Genomic DNA, 14529 nt, shown 5'->3' with positions numbered 1-14529 from the left:
TCTTGAATGAACAGTTAAATAAATCAAAAATAAAACAGAAATGTCGGAAAAGTAAGTATAGAATATCATGAATTTTGTTTAACGACAATAATAAAATGGTTAAATATTCATTTGAAAGCGTTTTTATTTTTGTTTCTATAACAATTTTAATAATTTAGAATATAAATGATAATAGTTTAATAACGAATTTTATATGATTAAAATTATATTATTATTCGGATGCAGTTGTGCATTTTTCTAAAATATCAAATTGATGATGATATATTTCATGAATGTTATATTATTTGACAGGGATGTGGGTTCGTAATAATATTTGTGTAAATATAAGGGGTGCAAAATTTAATTGCACCCCTTATGTGAAAATGAATTGAATATTTATTCTTATTTAAGTATTTTTATGAAAGATTTTTTGGCCGCTTCGATCGTATAACGAATGTCGTCTTCTGTATGCGCTGTTGTAATAAACCATGCTTCATATTTAGAAGGAGCGATGCAGATCCCTTCTTCAAGAATAGCGCGGAAGAAACGGGCAAACATTTTATCGTCAGACGCTTTGGCGTCATCGTAATTTTTTACTGGCTTGTCTGTAAAATACATAGCAAGCGCCCCCACTACACGGTTAATCGTTACAGGGATGCCGGCTTCATTAGCCGCTTCTTTTAGCCCGTCACCTAGCAGTTTGCCCAAGCGGTGCAATTCTTCGTAAACACCTGGTTGCTCCAAGACTTCGAGGCATGCGATGCCCGCCTGCATGGAAGCAGGGTTGCCGGCATGCGTACCCGCTTGGTACGCCGGTCCGAGCGGAGCGACCTGCTCCATAATTTCTTTACGGCCGCCATATGCGCCAATGGGAAGACCGCCGCCAATAATTTTTCCAAGCGCGGTCAGATCTGGCTCGACACCGAGCAGGTTTTGCGCTCCGCCATATGTAAAGCGAAATCCTGTAATCACCTCGTCGTAAATAACGAGCGCTCCCGCTTCATGAGCAATTCGATTTATTTCTTCAAGAAACCCTTTTTCCGGCGCTACAATGCCGAAGTTGCCAACGATTGGTTCTACCAGTACACCAGCGACCTGATCACCCCATTTCTCCATTGCTTGGGTAAAGGCGTCGATGTTGTTATACGGAACGGTGATGACCTCGTCAGCAATTGATTGCGGGATACCCGCGCTGTCAGGAATACCGAGTGTGGAAGGGCCGGAACCCGCGGCGACGAGCACCAAGTCCGAATGGCCGTGGTAGCAGCCGGCGAATTTCATGATTTTGCTTCGCCCCGTATACGCGCGTGCCACACGGATGCATGTCATTACCGCTTCTGTCCCGGAATTGTTAAAGCGGATTTTTTCCATGGACGGGATTGCTTCGCGAATTTTCCGGGCAAACATCGTTTCCCATGGAGTGGGCGTGCCATAAAGTACTCCGTTTTTGGCAGCGGAAATGATCGCTTCTGTAATGTGTGGATGGGCATGTCCGGTAATGATAGGGCCGTATGCGGCTAGGAAGTCTATGTATCTATTTCCGTCCACATCCCAGAAATAAGCTCCCTGGGCTTTTGCCATCGTGATCGGAGCGCCGCCGCCCACCGCTTTAAATGCACGGGACGGGCTGTTTACGCCCCCAACAATCACGTCAAGCGCTTCCTGGTATAATTGTTCAGAACGCGTAAAATCCACTGTTCATTCCCCCTGATTTGTAAATATGACTGGTCATAAAAATACTTTACGTCTCTATTACTTTATCATATGATGAAAACTTGTTGTGAAAGATGTATGATAGCTAGTGGAACAAAAACGGAGGGAAGATACATGTTGCGAATTGAAGCCAAAGGACTTACCAAAGAGTTTAAATCGTATATAAGTCGTCCCGGTTTGGCTGGAGCATTCCGTGATTTGTTCAACCGCCAGTACAAAACACTGCGTGCGGTTGATCATATCGACCTTGAAATTGCACCCGGTGAGATTGTGGGATACATTGGAGAGAATGGTGCGGGCAAATCGACCACAATTAAGATGCTGACCGGAATTCTGATGCCGACATCTGGTTATTTGCGGGTAAATGGCATGGATCCGCACCGGGACAGGGAGAAGTTTGTCCGTACTATTGGTGTAGTGTTTGGCCAGCGCAGCCAATTGTGGTGGGACATCGCGGTACAAGAATCGTTTACGCTCCTGAAAAAAGTGTATCGATTATCAGATGAAGAATATAAGCGCCATATGGGACATGTGATTGAAGTGTTAGAGATAGAGGAGCTTCTCACTAAGCCTGTGCGTAAGTTGAGCCTCGGCCAGCGCATGCGTTGCGAATTGGCGGCCGCATTGATCCACAATCCGCCGCTTCTGTTCTTGGATGAGCCGACCATCGGGCTTGATGTGCTCGTAAAGCTGAAAATACGGGAGTTTTTAAAAGAAATTAACCAGAAGTATGGTACGACCATTTTGCTTACAACGCATGACTTATCTGATATTGAAGCATTGTCTTCCAGGGTGATTATGCTGGATAATGGAAAGATTATTTATGATGGCGGATTGAATGAATTGCGTACAACATGGGGAAACGAGAAGAAAGTCATGATTGAATTTACCAAGCCTGCCGATTTGAATGAATTGAAAAGGTTGATGGGCTCGCTTCCTGTAACGTGGCAAAAAGAAAACGATTTGCGTTTCCGGGCCGTGTTTGAGGAAGAGGATTTGGCTGTGTCTGATTTGCTTGCGCGTATTATTTCCCGCTATGAAGTAAAGGATATTTCCGTCGAGGCGGTAAGCACGGAGGAAATTGTCCGCAAAATTTATCAAGAGGGTATTATCCATGCTTAGTATGTACGCGGAGATTATCCGCATCCGATTTTTGACGATGCTGGCGTATCGCGTAAATTATTATAGCGGGATTATTGTCTATAGCATAAACATTGGCGCGTATTATTTTCTTTGGAATGCCATTTATGGCGGTCAGTCAACAATGGGTGGATTTAGCGCACAGCAAATGGTGACGTACGTGGCCATCAGTTGGATGGCACGCGCATTTTATTTTAACAATATTGACCGGGAAATGGCGCTCGATATTAAAGAGGGAAAAGTAGCTATTGAAATGATTCGTCCGTATAATTATTTAACAGTTAAATTAATGCAAGGATTTGGAGAGGGAATATTCCGCCTTCTCTTCTTCTCGGTGCCCGGCATGCTGGTGATTAGCCTTATTTTTCCTATTGATTATCCAGATAATCCAGAGATATGGGGCTGGTATACGCTAAGCTTGCTGATAAGTTTCGTTATTAACACACAAATCAATTTAATTACCGGACTTATGACTTTCTTTTTCTATAATAACGAAGGAATTATGCGTGCCAAGCGCGTAATTGTCGACTTGTTTTCCGGATTGATTTTGCCCATCAGTTTTTATCCGGGATGGGCGCAGGAGATTTTAAAGTTTATGCCGTTTCAGGCGATCAGTTATTTGCCGGGGATGATATTTACCGAAGCGATGCAAGGAGAGAAGATTTATTCGGCCTTGCTCATACAGATAGCTTGGATGTTCGGGTTGCTGCTGCCGATCTGGTTTATGTGGTGGCGTGCCCGCAAGAATGTGATTATTCAAGGCGGATAATAAAATGTTTTGCGTTGAAGAGAGAAGATGCTTGATATATAAGGGGTTCTCTCTTCTTTTTTTTCTTAAAAATAGGTAAATGACCACATTTTGACCAACTTTAGTCTGTTAAAGCGGATTTTACATTCTTTTTGACTGTACAGCTTTATGTTTTCGTAAGCAAGCGACAGCATAGGATGAAGGATAACAGAACATTGTAGCCACGGAAGGGAAAGAGGCTATTCTGTTTCCATTTTGCATGGAATTCGGGGCCGGTATTGCATGCTGGGTGAAAGACTTTCAGAAGACCGGATTGAAATTAAATTATATATTCATAAAACAAATAAGAAAATCCACATTATTCCATGTAAACTTGTCCATTCCTCGCTTACATCTTATTCATAAACTATAGAAAAGGAGATGATGTTTGTGGGAATGATAAATGGATGTTGTGGAAATGTTGGGACTCTTGGACAAGTTAAGTTCACTGTAAATTGCGTTTGCAAGGTATTACGTCAACTTATACCTAAGCAAAAAGCAGCGTGTACATCAGGTTGTTTTCCTAATAATGGTGATGATGGTGTGATTCCATTTGTTCTGACTAATACAGCTGGTACCCTTCATTTTGCATTTGGTAATATCGGTGGAGGTTCAGGAACAGCGCCAGGAGACTGCTTTGTTACACCTTTCTTTACAGTCGTAAGTGTTGATAATAATTGCTGTGCGGTACTTGAATTGCTGCAACCAAATGTAGATTTATTAGCTGGCGCTGGCGCTATTTGTTGTCTTCCAATAAATGCTGTCTGTAATGTTACTGAATTAACGAGAACAGGAATTTGCGTTAATGTCGATTTGAATTGCTTTTGCCAAGTTAACTGCCTCGATCCATCTCTTATTATAAATAATGGAAACATTGGTATTGCTGCTAGACGTCGTCAAACAGGAAAATAAAAACTTTATATATGTTATGTTTAATATGAGGGGCGTGGGGATCGGTTAGAAACCTTCCGGGAAAGTTCGGGGGGTTTTTAATTTTGCCAACAGGAAGAATCGCCGCTGCTGGTGCGGCAATTTTTGCTCATCAAGCATGGAAACAAACGACAAAGCGTAAATGACAAGGAACCCCGCTGTTCGATTATCTGGATGGCGGGACTTTTATTACTATTGATAGATAAAATCAGTTGCTGAATCAATGTTATTAGACATTAAGCTTAAAATTGGGTTTCTTATAAGTAAGATAGGACATATCATTTTTAAAATATGTGAATAAACTATCAGTAGATAACTAAATGAAATGATATATGAAAGCAGGTGAGCGATTATGGCAAATAGATGTACTGTTTTTACTCACTTTCCTAGCGTGTTTATTTCTAGGGGTTGTGACGGTGCAATAATTCCAATATATCAAGTATTTACAGAGCGTTTTCCTACTGTGACACTTGATATTGATAACTTTGGGAGTTGTCCCGTGACATTGATCGTACAACATCAAAATAGTCCAGATCCAATTATACGAGTTGTTCCGCCCGATAGACAAATTTCATTGACGGTTAATTTGGTAACCAACATATCTGTTCAATGTAGTAATACACCTGGCGGCACATGTGAATTTTTCGTAGGTTTAGATGTATCCGGCTGCATTTGTTGCTAGATTAACTGTTCTGCAAAAGGGGCTAATTAGCACTTCGGCAATATATATCATCTAATAAAAAATATATGAATGAAGCTGACAATTATAAACAGACAAACGTAATGATTATAAGAAAGTAGGTGAATAGTATGAAAAAGATGTGCAGACCAGGTACTCCTGTAATCTCATGTCCCACATCAAACATAGAGAAACGATGCGATGTTTTCACTCACTTTAGTAGTTTCTTTCATACCGGAATATGTGATGGATCTACGATAACAGTATATGAAGCATTTACAGCAAGCCTTCCTACTGTAACAATCGATATTGGAAACTTTGGTACGTGTCCTGTGACGTTGATTGTAGCGCGTCAAAATAATCCAACTCCGATTACACAAGTGATTGCACCAGATATAGAGACTTCATTGACGGTTGATTTAGTAACGAGTATATCTGTTCAATGTAGTACGGGTGGTGGCGAATGTAGTTTTAGTGGAAACTTAGACGTATCTGGCTGTATTTGCTGTTAAATTAGTTTTCTCGTTCAATCTCAAGATTCTTTCTTTTTGTTAGTGCCTTTCCCTATTAAGGGAATAACATATAGTCTAGTCAATTAAATCATTTCCTTTATCCTCTTCTTTACTCTAAGGAAGAGGTTTTTATATTTATTGATACTATGTAGAAAATATAAAAAAAGTTTTCTTTATAACTTTACGAATCCAAACGGCATATGGAGACTTTTTGTTATTGATGATGTTGTTAGAGCAACAGGCAGTATCGCTAGCGGCTGGGAACTGACTATTACTACTAGCAGCTCTACTCTATAATATCCATTTAAGCTAATGTTTGATAATGTTTAACACTTGCTGTTCGTTAGCAGTCAATTTAACTTATGGCTTTTTGTTTTTTGTATTTCTTTAACCCGCTGATCGCCTGTTCTGCTGAGGTGGATCGTTCAGAAACCCCCACTTCAACCTATGGTAAGTGGGGGAGGTTCATACTTACTAAGTAAAATTTTTCTTTAAAATTTTTTAAAAAAGACTACCAAATTATATATTTATAGTTATATAATGGTATGGTTGAATAAAAAGGGGGTATAGATTTGTGAAGAAAACATTGAAACTGGCTTTATCATTAACTTTGTCTCTTTCTCTTACTGCACCGGTCGCATTAGCACCTTCGCACGTTGGTGCTGCACCAAAAAAATCTACTAACCAGAAACAGCAATATTACACAAAAGCAGACAAGTCATATATACAACACCACAGTGCTGTATTATACAAACTGCGTACACAAACGGAGGATTTATTGAAGTTCTTCTTTGAAGTCGACAAATATGACGAAGAACAATTTGTTAAGATTGTAGAGAACAAAATAGATGCTTGGGAAAAAACAATGCATCAAGCGTTAAAATATCGACCTCAGGATGTTCCGGCTAAATTCAATAAAGCTCACAGCCTTTTTGTAGCGGCTATTGAGGCAAACATAGAAAGCTTCTCTCCTTTTGAAAACGAGGATGAGGACCCAGAAGTAACCATTAAAAAAATGGAACAGAAACATAAAATATTTAAGCAAAAAGCGTATGCGTTCGATCAAGAAATCAAGCGTTTAAATAAGATTTATAAATAATCAGATTCCCCCTAGTTGCAGCATACCGTCTCCTATCTTCTAAGTTTTAGCGTAGAAGGGAGAGGTTCATCACTATCAACTGGGGGGAATTTGTATTTATTGCTTATTAGGAAATACTTTTCTTGTTTGCCGATCAACTGCCGTAAAGCATCAATATTTACTGGAACGATTCCTGTAGTAATCGTCGGAGCCTCTGTACCACTACCCATGAAATAACTTCGTGATACAATAAACCGCCTACTTTAGCTATTTTACTTTCATCCTGCCAATATATATCAATTTCAATCTCATCGGAATGAACAGATACAGGAAAATTCAGATGTTGAAATGCAAATTCCCCTTGTTTAACAGTTCCAAGAGGTCTTGATACTTGCAAATTTAACGTTAATTATGGAGAGTAATTACGAAAATATTTATTTAACATCCTTTAGTTATTGCTGCACAATGAATAATGCGATTAAAATTGAATTTATAAGAACATCATTTCAGATTGATTACTAAAATATGACTATGGTTCCAGGTCAAAGGATATCTTAAAATAATTTCTGGAGTACCAGAGTACAATGTCAAGGCTTGTTCCAGCTTATTATGTAAATTGGTAGTAAGGAAATGATTCGCTTTATTATACAGTTTTTCATAGAATGTCAAAGAAAGGAATGGAGAAAAGCGTTGAAACGACAGGTCGGAAACTTCGGATTGAAGCTTATGCTTGCTCTTGCTACGCTCATTGGAGCGTTTGCGATTACTCCAGGTCAACTAATACTGGCGGCAACCGATCATCAAATTGAGGAAATAAAAGCGGTAAATAGTTATCTACCCGAGGATATTAATAAGCATTGGGCGGCTGATACATTATATGATTTAATTCATGCGGACATTGTAAAAGGATATGTGGATCGAGAGGGGCAAGTAACCATCCAACCTGATAAAAGAGTGACCCGTGCCGAGTTTGTTGCTTTACTTGTGAATACACTGGGGTTGCAGAAAAATAAAGAACAAGACCCAATAAGCTTTTCAGATATTGAACCGAACGAATGGTATTATGAGCCGGTGAATATTGCAAGTTCGCTCGGAATTGTAAAGGGGGTAGGCCGGACGGTATTCGGTCCGAACCGGTATATTACGCGAGGTGAAATTGCTGCGCTTATCACACGAGCTTTTGCTTACACTGTTGCGTTTGATGAAACGAAAGCAAAACATTTTAAAGATGTCGGACAAGGATATTGGGCTAGCCGGGAAGTAGCCAAAGCAAGTTCAGTAAAAATTATCAATGGATATCCGGGCGGATATTTTAAACCGTTTGAATATGCGACACGCGCCGAAGCGATGGTTATGCTCTCCCATGCTCTATACCTTGAGGAAAATGCGGTAGCTTCTGATAAAACGTTGCTTGAGGTGGTACGGACGGCAAATGAGAAGGAAGAACGCGCGTTCCAGGCTTTAGATATTGCGAGCCTAAAAGAGATTGGAGCGAAGCATTACACAGGCTACCGAAAAGCAACGCACGATTTAACAGTTGCTGTACTACAAAAACTCAAAGAAGAGGGGTATACGGTACAAATTACCTGTGAAGGCAAATTGGAGGCCCAGGTTATCGGGAAATGGAACCGCATTGCTGTCGTGGAAGTGAATGGCTTAACATATCGCTTGAAAGCAGTGAAAGATGGAGAAGAGTTGCAAAGTGTGCAACATGTGAAGGGAATGGTCATGCTTAAGAAAGGACCGATGATGAATGAATGGAGAGTATATACTTCCGATGTACCTCTTTTGGTAACGAAAAAAATGTTATCCGTGCTGGAGACACAATCATAAATTCAGAGACCATACGATAAAACAGGGCAACTCAGGCGCTTCGTTTTTTGCTGTTCGTTTGTCTGCTTTGCTTTAGCGCCTTATTCGTATTGACTTTTAGGGTAAAAAGCATACCATGGAATGTGGAAAAGAGACTGAGGACAGTCACCTTGGTACAGTGTCGTAGGCAAGGAGGACGGAGGATGTTTTATCTTTCGATGTTTTGGGATTATCTTAAACAGTATTTTAAGACACGTTTGACATATCGGATGGATTTTATAAACGGGATTGTTTCGGATTTTGTGTTTCAGGCGACCAATCTTATTTTTATTCTTGTTGTATTTCAACATACGACGCTTTTGAAAGGTTGGACGCGCGACGAGATTATTTTTATTTATGGTTTTTTTCTAGTGCCGTATGCGGTCTTCTCTACTTTTTTTAATTTATGGGATTTTCAGGAGAAGTACATTATTAAGGGAGAGATGGACAGGGTGTTGACTCGCCCGGCGCATAACCTGTTCCAGGTTATGCTGGAGACGATGGATCCGCAGTCGCTGGCAGGAGCGGTAACGGGAATTGTGATTATGCTTTACGCCGGTATGAATATGAAGCTCGATATCGCATGGTATGACCCGTTCGTCTTTATTTTACTTGTTATTTCCGCCGTTCTTGTGTATGGCGGCGTATATACGGCTATTGCTGCTATCGGCTTTTTCTCTGATTCAAAAACGGGCATTTCGCCAATGATTTGGAATATCCAAAACTATGGCCGCTATCCAATTAATATATACAATAAAGTGATCCGCTTTCTGCTGACATGGATTTTGCCATTTGCGTTTGTTGGTATTTATCCAGCCGCGTACTTTTTGAAACGAGAAGAATATTATATGTACACTTTGCTTACTCCTGTAATAGGTTGGGGATTTTTTTGCATGGGGGTTATGGTATGGAATTTCGGTGTGAAGCATTATCGGGGAGCTGGTTCCTGAAATAAGGAGCCGGCTCTTTTCTTTGTGTTATGACTGAAAAGTTGGTAAGATGAGAAAAGGATTTATTATTACAGAATGGAGGAGTATATAGTATGGCAAACGTAGCAATTGGACAAGCAGCACCGGATTTTACGCTGCCGGCAAGCAACGGGAAAAATGTTTCACTGCACGATTTTCGCGGCAAAAATGTAGTGCTTTATTTTTATCCGAAAGACAATACACCAGGCTGCACTAGGGAATCGTGTGATTTTCGCGATAAAGCGGATGAGTTTACCGCAAAAGATACAGTCATTCTCGGGGTAAGCACGGATGATTTGACTTCCCATGAGAAGTTTATCAAAAAGTACAACCTTCCATTCCTGCTGCTGAGCGATACGGAAGCGGAAGTGTCTAAGCTGTATGGCGTATATAAGCTTAAGAAAAATTTTGGTAAAGAATACATGGGAATTGAACGTTCCACATTTATTATCGATAAAGAAGGCCGACTGGTGAAGGAATACCGGAAAGTAAAAGTAGACGGCCATGTGGATGAAGCTCTTGCGTTTATCTCGGAAAATTTGCAGTAATCAGCGTCGGAGATCATAAAGAAAGGTGAAACGCAGAATATGAGCTTGGCTTACGAGTGGACGGATTATTACGATATTATCTCCACCGGTCTGGAACATGATGTAGAGTTTTATACGGAGCTTGCTCTTGAGGTGAAAGGACCGGTTGTCGATTTAGCATGTGGCACCGGGCGCATTTCCATTCCGATGGCGCTGAAAGACGTGGAAGTCGTAGGTATCGATGCATGTGAAAGAATGCTTGAAAAAGCACGGGCGAAAGCGAAAATGGCCCGGGTAAGCGATAAAATCAAATTTGTACATAGCGATATGCGCACATTTGAATTAGGGCGGACTTTTTCTTTAATTATGATTCCTTATCGCTCGTTCTTGCATTTGTTGTCCATAAAAGACCAGATGGCAGCGCTGCGGCAGGTGAGAAAACATCTTGTTGAAGGCGGAATATTAGCACTGAACGTGTTTGTACCTCAGATTAAGCATTTATATGAAGAAGATGAGAAAAGCTCGACGCGCGGTATCTATAGTATTCCAGGAAGTGAAGATCGTTTGGTCGTCTGGGATTATACCCGTTATGACCATTTTCAGCAAATCGCTGAAGTTATACGGCAATATGAACGAACGGATCGAAATGGGATTGTAGTACAGCGTGTGGTCACCCCTTTTCATATTCGCTATATTTTTCCGGCTGAGCTCCATCATTTGCTTCGGCTGGCAGGATTCAGTGTAATAGGTCGGTATGGAAACTTTTATAAAGAACCATTTGAGTCGAAGAGCACAGAGCTAATTCTTGTTGCAAAAAAAATATAGCCTGGAGGAGGGATGCGGATGAAGGTGGTATCTACGGCAAAGATGAGCCAACGCCATCAGGAGAAGCTAAAGTCTATGTTTCCCCATCACAATTTCTTCTTTTTCGCTTCTATAAAAGAAGCGGAACAGGAAGTCAAGAATACGGACGTACTGGTTACGTACGGAGAAGATGTAACGCCGGATAACATATGCGAGATGCGGAGCTTAAAATGGATTCAAGTATTGAGCGCAGGGATGGATTTGATGCCTTTGTCTGTTATTGGGGAGAGAGGTATTCTGGTTACAAATGCAAGGGGAATTCACAAAATTCCGATGGCGGAATATACATTTGGTGTAATGCTACAGGTGGCGCGTAGAACGAATGAGTTGTATAAAAATCAACGAGATAACAATTGGGATCGCAGCATACGTGTGGAAGAACTATACGGAAAGACGCTCGGGATTCTTGGCGTGGGAGCAATAGGGGAGGAAATTGCACGCCGGGCCCAAGTATTCGGTATGAAGGTAATCGGGGTTACAAAGAGTGGTACGCCCAAACATGCTTGTGACGAAATGTATACTCAAAAGGAATTGGATAAAGTACTCCCGCGCTGTGATTATATCGTGGTCATCGTACCGTTAACAGAGGAGACGCGCCACCTTATTGGTAAAGAAGAACTGGAAATGATGAAAGAGAGTGCGGTGTTGATTAATATTGCGCGCGGAGCGGTTATCGATGAAGAAGCACTGAGCGCACACTTGCGTGCAGGTAAGCTGAAAATGGCGGTGCTTGATGTATTTTCCGAGGAGCCGCTCCCAGAAGCTTCACTTTTTTGGCAACTAGAAAATTGTCTGGTAACTCCTCATATTTCTGGACGCTCGCCTCTATATATGGAACGTGCTCTGGAAATTTTTCATCATAACCTTGCTGCTTATGACAAAAAAGCAAAGGAAGAGATGATTAATGTAGTTGATTGCCGGCGCGGCTATTAGCTCGTTTTGCCTTACTTTTTGAAGCGGATAGAATGGTGGGAGGGAAAGGTATGAAAATTTATACCAAATCCGGAGATAAAGGCGACACTAGTTTGCTATATGGGGTTCGCGTGCCAAAATATGATGCACGTGTGGAAGCCTACGGAACATGTGACGAAGCGAACTCGGCAATTGGGGTGGCATTGTCATACATGCCGCAAGGAAAAGAATGGGAAGAGTTTTTTTCGGTTTTTCATGTTGTTCAGACAAAGTTGTTTCATATTGGGGCAGAGCTTGCGACTCCAGCAGGAAAAGAGGTAAGCTGGAAAATTGAAGAAGAGGATGTAGAATTACTCGAGAAGATGATTGACAAATGGGATGCTGAGCTCCCTGTACTAAAAAATTTTGTTTTGCCCGGCGGCTCACAGGCTGGGGCTTCCCTTCACTTGGCACGAACCGTTGTGCGCCGGGCGGAACGTAAAGCGATTTTGGTTCGAGAACAGTTAGAAGTTAATCCTATTGTTATCCGTTATCTAAATCGCCTTTCGGATTTTTTATTTGTTGCGGCACGTTATGTAAATCATAAGTTAGGAAAAACGGAACCCCCCCTTCATGAAAATTAAATACAGGCTAAAAGTGCGGCCTCGTTGCAATATAGGGGCCGCTTATATTTTTTTATGATTTGGGTATTGCTTTTAATGTAGGTGTGTGACAAAATAATATTCACTTGTATTTCAAAAACATTTCTTTTTCCAATATTATTTGTGATGACTTGTTGTTTTAGAGCAATCAGCTTTTTTGAAAACAAAGAGAAATTAGCATAAAAAACCTCTTGTTCTTTATATTTAAATGTGATATATTTAAAAAGTCGCCGCTGAAACGCGGTGGCAATGAAAAAGAAATTCCTTGAAAACTGAACAGTGACACTCGTTTGTGTGCGAGGTAAATATCCCATGAAAGTGAAGGTCAGCTTCAAAGTTGATTTCAGGCACTTTTATGGGGCCCGAAAAACATTCTTTACTTTATGAGCTAGCTTACGAGCTTGCGTATCAATCTTCAACTTTTTTGGAGAGTTTGATCCTGGCTCAGGACGAACGCTGGCGGCGTGCCTAATACATGCAAGTCGAGCGAACCGATGGAGTGCTTGCATTCCTGAGGTTAGCGGCGGACGGGTGAGTAACACGTAGGCAACCTGCCTGTACGACCGGGATAACTCCGGGAAACCGGAGCTAATACCGGATAGGATGCCGAACCGCATGGTTCGGCATGGAAAGGCCTTTGAGCCGCGTACAGATGGGCCTGCGGCGCATTAGCTAGTTGGTGGGGTAACGGCCTACCAAGGCGACGATGCGTAGCCGACCTGAGAGGGTGAACGGCCACACTGGGACTGAGACACGGCCCAGACTCCTACGGGAGGCAGCAGTAGGGAATCTTCCGCAATGGACGAAAGTCTGACGGAGCAACGCCGCGTGAGTGAGGAAGGTCTTCGGATCGTAAAACTCTGTTGTCAGGGAAGAACCGCCGGGATGACCTCCCGGTCTGACGGTACCTGACGAGAAAGCCCCGGCTAACTACGTGCCAGCAGCCGCGGTAATACGTAGGGGGCAAGCGTTGTCCGGAATTATTGGGCGTAAAGCGCGCGCAGGCGGCTTCTTAAGTCAGGTGTGAAAGCCCACGGCTCAACCGTGGAGGGCCATCTGAAACTGGGGAGCTTGAGTGCAGGAGAGGAGAGCGGAATTCCACGTGTAGCGGTGAAATGCGTAGAGATGTGGAGGAACACCAGTGGCGAAGGCGGCTCTCTGGCCTGTAACTGACGCTGAGGCGCGAAAGCGTGGGGAGCAAACAGGATTAGATACCCTGGTAGTCCACGCCGTAAACGATGAGTGCTAGGTGTTGGGGAGTCCACCTCCTCAGTGCCGCAGCTAACGCAATAAGCACTCCGCCTGGGGAGTACGGCCGCAAGGCTGAAACTCAAAGGAATTGACGGGGACCCGCACAAGCGGTGGAGCATGTGGTTTAATTCGAAGCAACGCGAAGAACCTTACCAGGGCTTGACATCCCGCTGACCCCTCCAGAGATGGAGGTTTCCTTCGGGACAGCGGTGACAGGTGGTGCATGGTTGTCGTCAGCTCGTGTCGTGAGATGTTGGGTTAAGTCCCGCAACGAGCGCAACCCTTGTCCTTTGTTGCCAGCATTCAGTTGGGCACTCTAAGGAGACTGCCGTCGACAAGACGGAGGAAGGTGGGGATGACGTCAAATCATCATGCCCCTTATGTCCTGGGCTACACACGTGCTACAATGGACGGTACAACGGGCGTGCCAACCCGCGAGGGTGAGCCAATCCCTAAAAACCGTTCTCAGTTCGGATTGCAGGCTGCAACTCGCCTGCATGAAGCCGGAATCGCTAGTAATCGCGGATCAGCATGCCGCGGTGAATACGTTCCCGGGTCTTGTACACACCGCCCGTCACACCACGAGAGTTTGCAACACCCGAAGTCGGTGAGGTAACCTTCTGGAGCCAGCCGCCGAAGGTGGGGCAGATGATTGGGGTGAAGTCGTAACAAGGTATCCGTACCGGAAGGTGCGGAT

11 protein-coding genes and 1 rRNA gene (1 of these 12 only partly in view) are annotated in these 14529 nt (G+C 42.6%); 11 read left to right on the top strand and 1 reads right to left on the bottom strand.

The window, feature by feature from the left end; translation table 11 throughout:
- Positions 1-381: 381 nt before the first annotated feature.
- Positions 382-1674 (bottom strand): glutamate-1-semialdehyde 2,1-aminomutase, encoded by a 1293-nt coding sequence (locus ACH33_RS15390; protein ID WP_057899792.1) that lies wholly within the window; start codon positions 1672-1674, stop codon positions 382-384.
- Between the two features lie 132 nt (positions 1675-1806).
- On the opposite strand from ACH33_RS15390, the gene ACH33_RS15385 reads away from it, so the two are divergent.
- From ACH33_RS15385 to ACH33_RS15330, 11 genes are all read left to right on the top strand, one after another.
- Complete coding sequence (locus tag ACH33_RS15385) at positions 1807-2814, top strand: ABC transporter ATP-binding protein (protein ID WP_057899791.1); 1008 nt, start codon at positions 1807-1809, stop codon at positions 2812-2814.
- The gene (locus ACH33_RS15380) at positions 2807-3601 is read left to right on the top strand and encodes an ABC transporter permease (protein ID WP_082706099.1); all 795 of its coding nucleotides are present in this window, start codon (positions 2807-2809) and stop codon (positions 3599-3601) included. Before ACH33_RS15385 ends, ACH33_RS15380 begins: the two co-directional genes overlap by 8 nt.
- A gap of 414 nt (positions 3602-4015) precedes the next feature.
- On the top strand, positions 4016-4531 hold the full coding sequence (locus tag ACH33_RS15375; protein ID WP_236782035.1) for a CotY/CotZ family spore coat protein: 516 nt from the start codon (positions 4016-4018) through the stop codon (positions 4529-4531).
- 1783 nt (positions 4532-6314) lie between these two features.
- Positions 6315-6839 carry a hypothetical protein gene (locus tag ACH33_RS15370; protein WP_057899789.1) on the top strand — a complete coding sequence of 175 codons (525 nt, stop codon included), beginning with the start codon at positions 6315-6317 and terminating at the stop codon, positions 6837-6839.
- A 669-nt stretch (positions 6840-7508) separates the two neighbouring features.
- Positions 7509-8651 carry an S-layer homology domain-containing protein gene (locus ACH33_RS15365; RefSeq protein WP_162265047.1) on the top strand — a complete coding sequence of 381 codons (1143 nt, stop codon included), beginning with the start codon at positions 7509-7511 and terminating at the stop codon, positions 8649-8651.
- A gap of 182 nt (positions 8652-8833) precedes the next feature.
- Positions 8834-9619, top strand: a complete 786-nt coding sequence (locus ACH33_RS15360) for an ABC transporter permease (RefSeq protein WP_057899787.1) — start codon at positions 8834-8836, stop codon at positions 9617-9619.
- Positions 9620-9711: 92 nt separating this feature from the next.
- Positions 9712-10185 (top strand): thioredoxin-dependent thiol peroxidase, encoded by a 474-nt coding sequence (bcp, locus tag ACH33_RS15355; RefSeq protein WP_057899786.1) that lies wholly within the window; start codon positions 9712-9714, stop codon positions 10183-10185.
- A 39-nt stretch (positions 10186-10224) separates the two neighbouring features.
- Positions 10225-10989, top strand: coding sequence for a class I SAM-dependent methyltransferase (locus ACH33_RS15350; RefSeq protein WP_057899785.1), 765 nt, complete (start codon positions 10225-10227; stop codon positions 10987-10989).
- An 18-nt stretch (positions 10990-11007) separates the two neighbouring features.
- Positions 11008-11961 (top strand): D-2-hydroxyacid dehydrogenase, encoded by a 954-nt coding sequence (locus ACH33_RS15345; protein WP_057899784.1) that lies wholly within the window; start codon positions 11008-11010, stop codon positions 11959-11961.
- A 50-nt stretch (positions 11962-12011) separates the two neighbouring features.
- A complete protein-coding gene (locus tag ACH33_RS15340) occupies positions 12012-12563 on the top strand; it encodes a cob(I)yrinic acid a,c-diamide adenosyltransferase (protein WP_057899783.1) in 552 nt (183 codons plus the stop codon).
- Between the two features lie 439 nt (positions 12564-13002).
- Positions 13003-14529, top strand: a 16S ribosomal RNA gene (locus ACH33_RS15330) (it continues 14 nt past the right edge of the window).

It is taken from the genome of Aneurinibacillus sp. XH2, assembly GCF_001439585.2.
Classification (GTDB): Bacteria; Bacillota; Bacilli; order Aneurinibacillales; family Aneurinibacillaceae; genus Aneurinibacillus; species Aneurinibacillus thermoaerophilus.
This window is presented reverse-complemented; position numbering and strand designations above follow the sequence as displayed.

Excerpts from the sequence above, each read along its gene's own strand:
- ACH33_RS15385 (WP_057899791.1), top strand. The coding sequence starts at position 1,807 with ATGTTGCGAATTGAAGCCAAAGGACTTACCAAAGAGTTTAAATCGTAT.
- ACH33_RS15380 (WP_082706099.1), top strand. The coding sequence starts at position 2,807 with ATGCTTAGTATGTACGCGGAGATTATCCGCATCCGATTTTTGACGATG.
- ACH33_RS15375 (WP_236782035.1), top strand. The coding sequence starts at position 4,016 with ATGATAAATGGATGTTGTGGAAATGTTGGGACTCTTGGACAAGTTAAG.
- ACH33_RS15360 (WP_057899787.1), top strand. The coding sequence starts at position 8,834 with ATGTTTTATCTTTCGATGTTTTGGGATTATCTTAAACAGTATTTTAAG.
- bcp (WP_057899786.1), top strand. The coding sequence starts at position 9,712 with ATGGCAAACGTAGCAATTGGACAAGCAGCACCGGATTTTACGCTGCCG.
- ACH33_RS15350 (WP_057899785.1), top strand. The coding sequence starts at position 10,225 with ATGAGCTTGGCTTACGAGTGGACGGATTATTACGATATTATCTCCACC.
- ACH33_RS15345 (WP_057899784.1), top strand. The coding sequence starts at position 11,008 with ATGAAGGTGGTATCTACGGCAAAGATGAGCCAACGCCATCAGGAGAAG.
- ACH33_RS15340 (WP_057899783.1), top strand. The coding sequence starts at position 12,012 with ATGAAAATTTATACCAAATCCGGAGATAAAGGCGACACTAGTTTGCTA.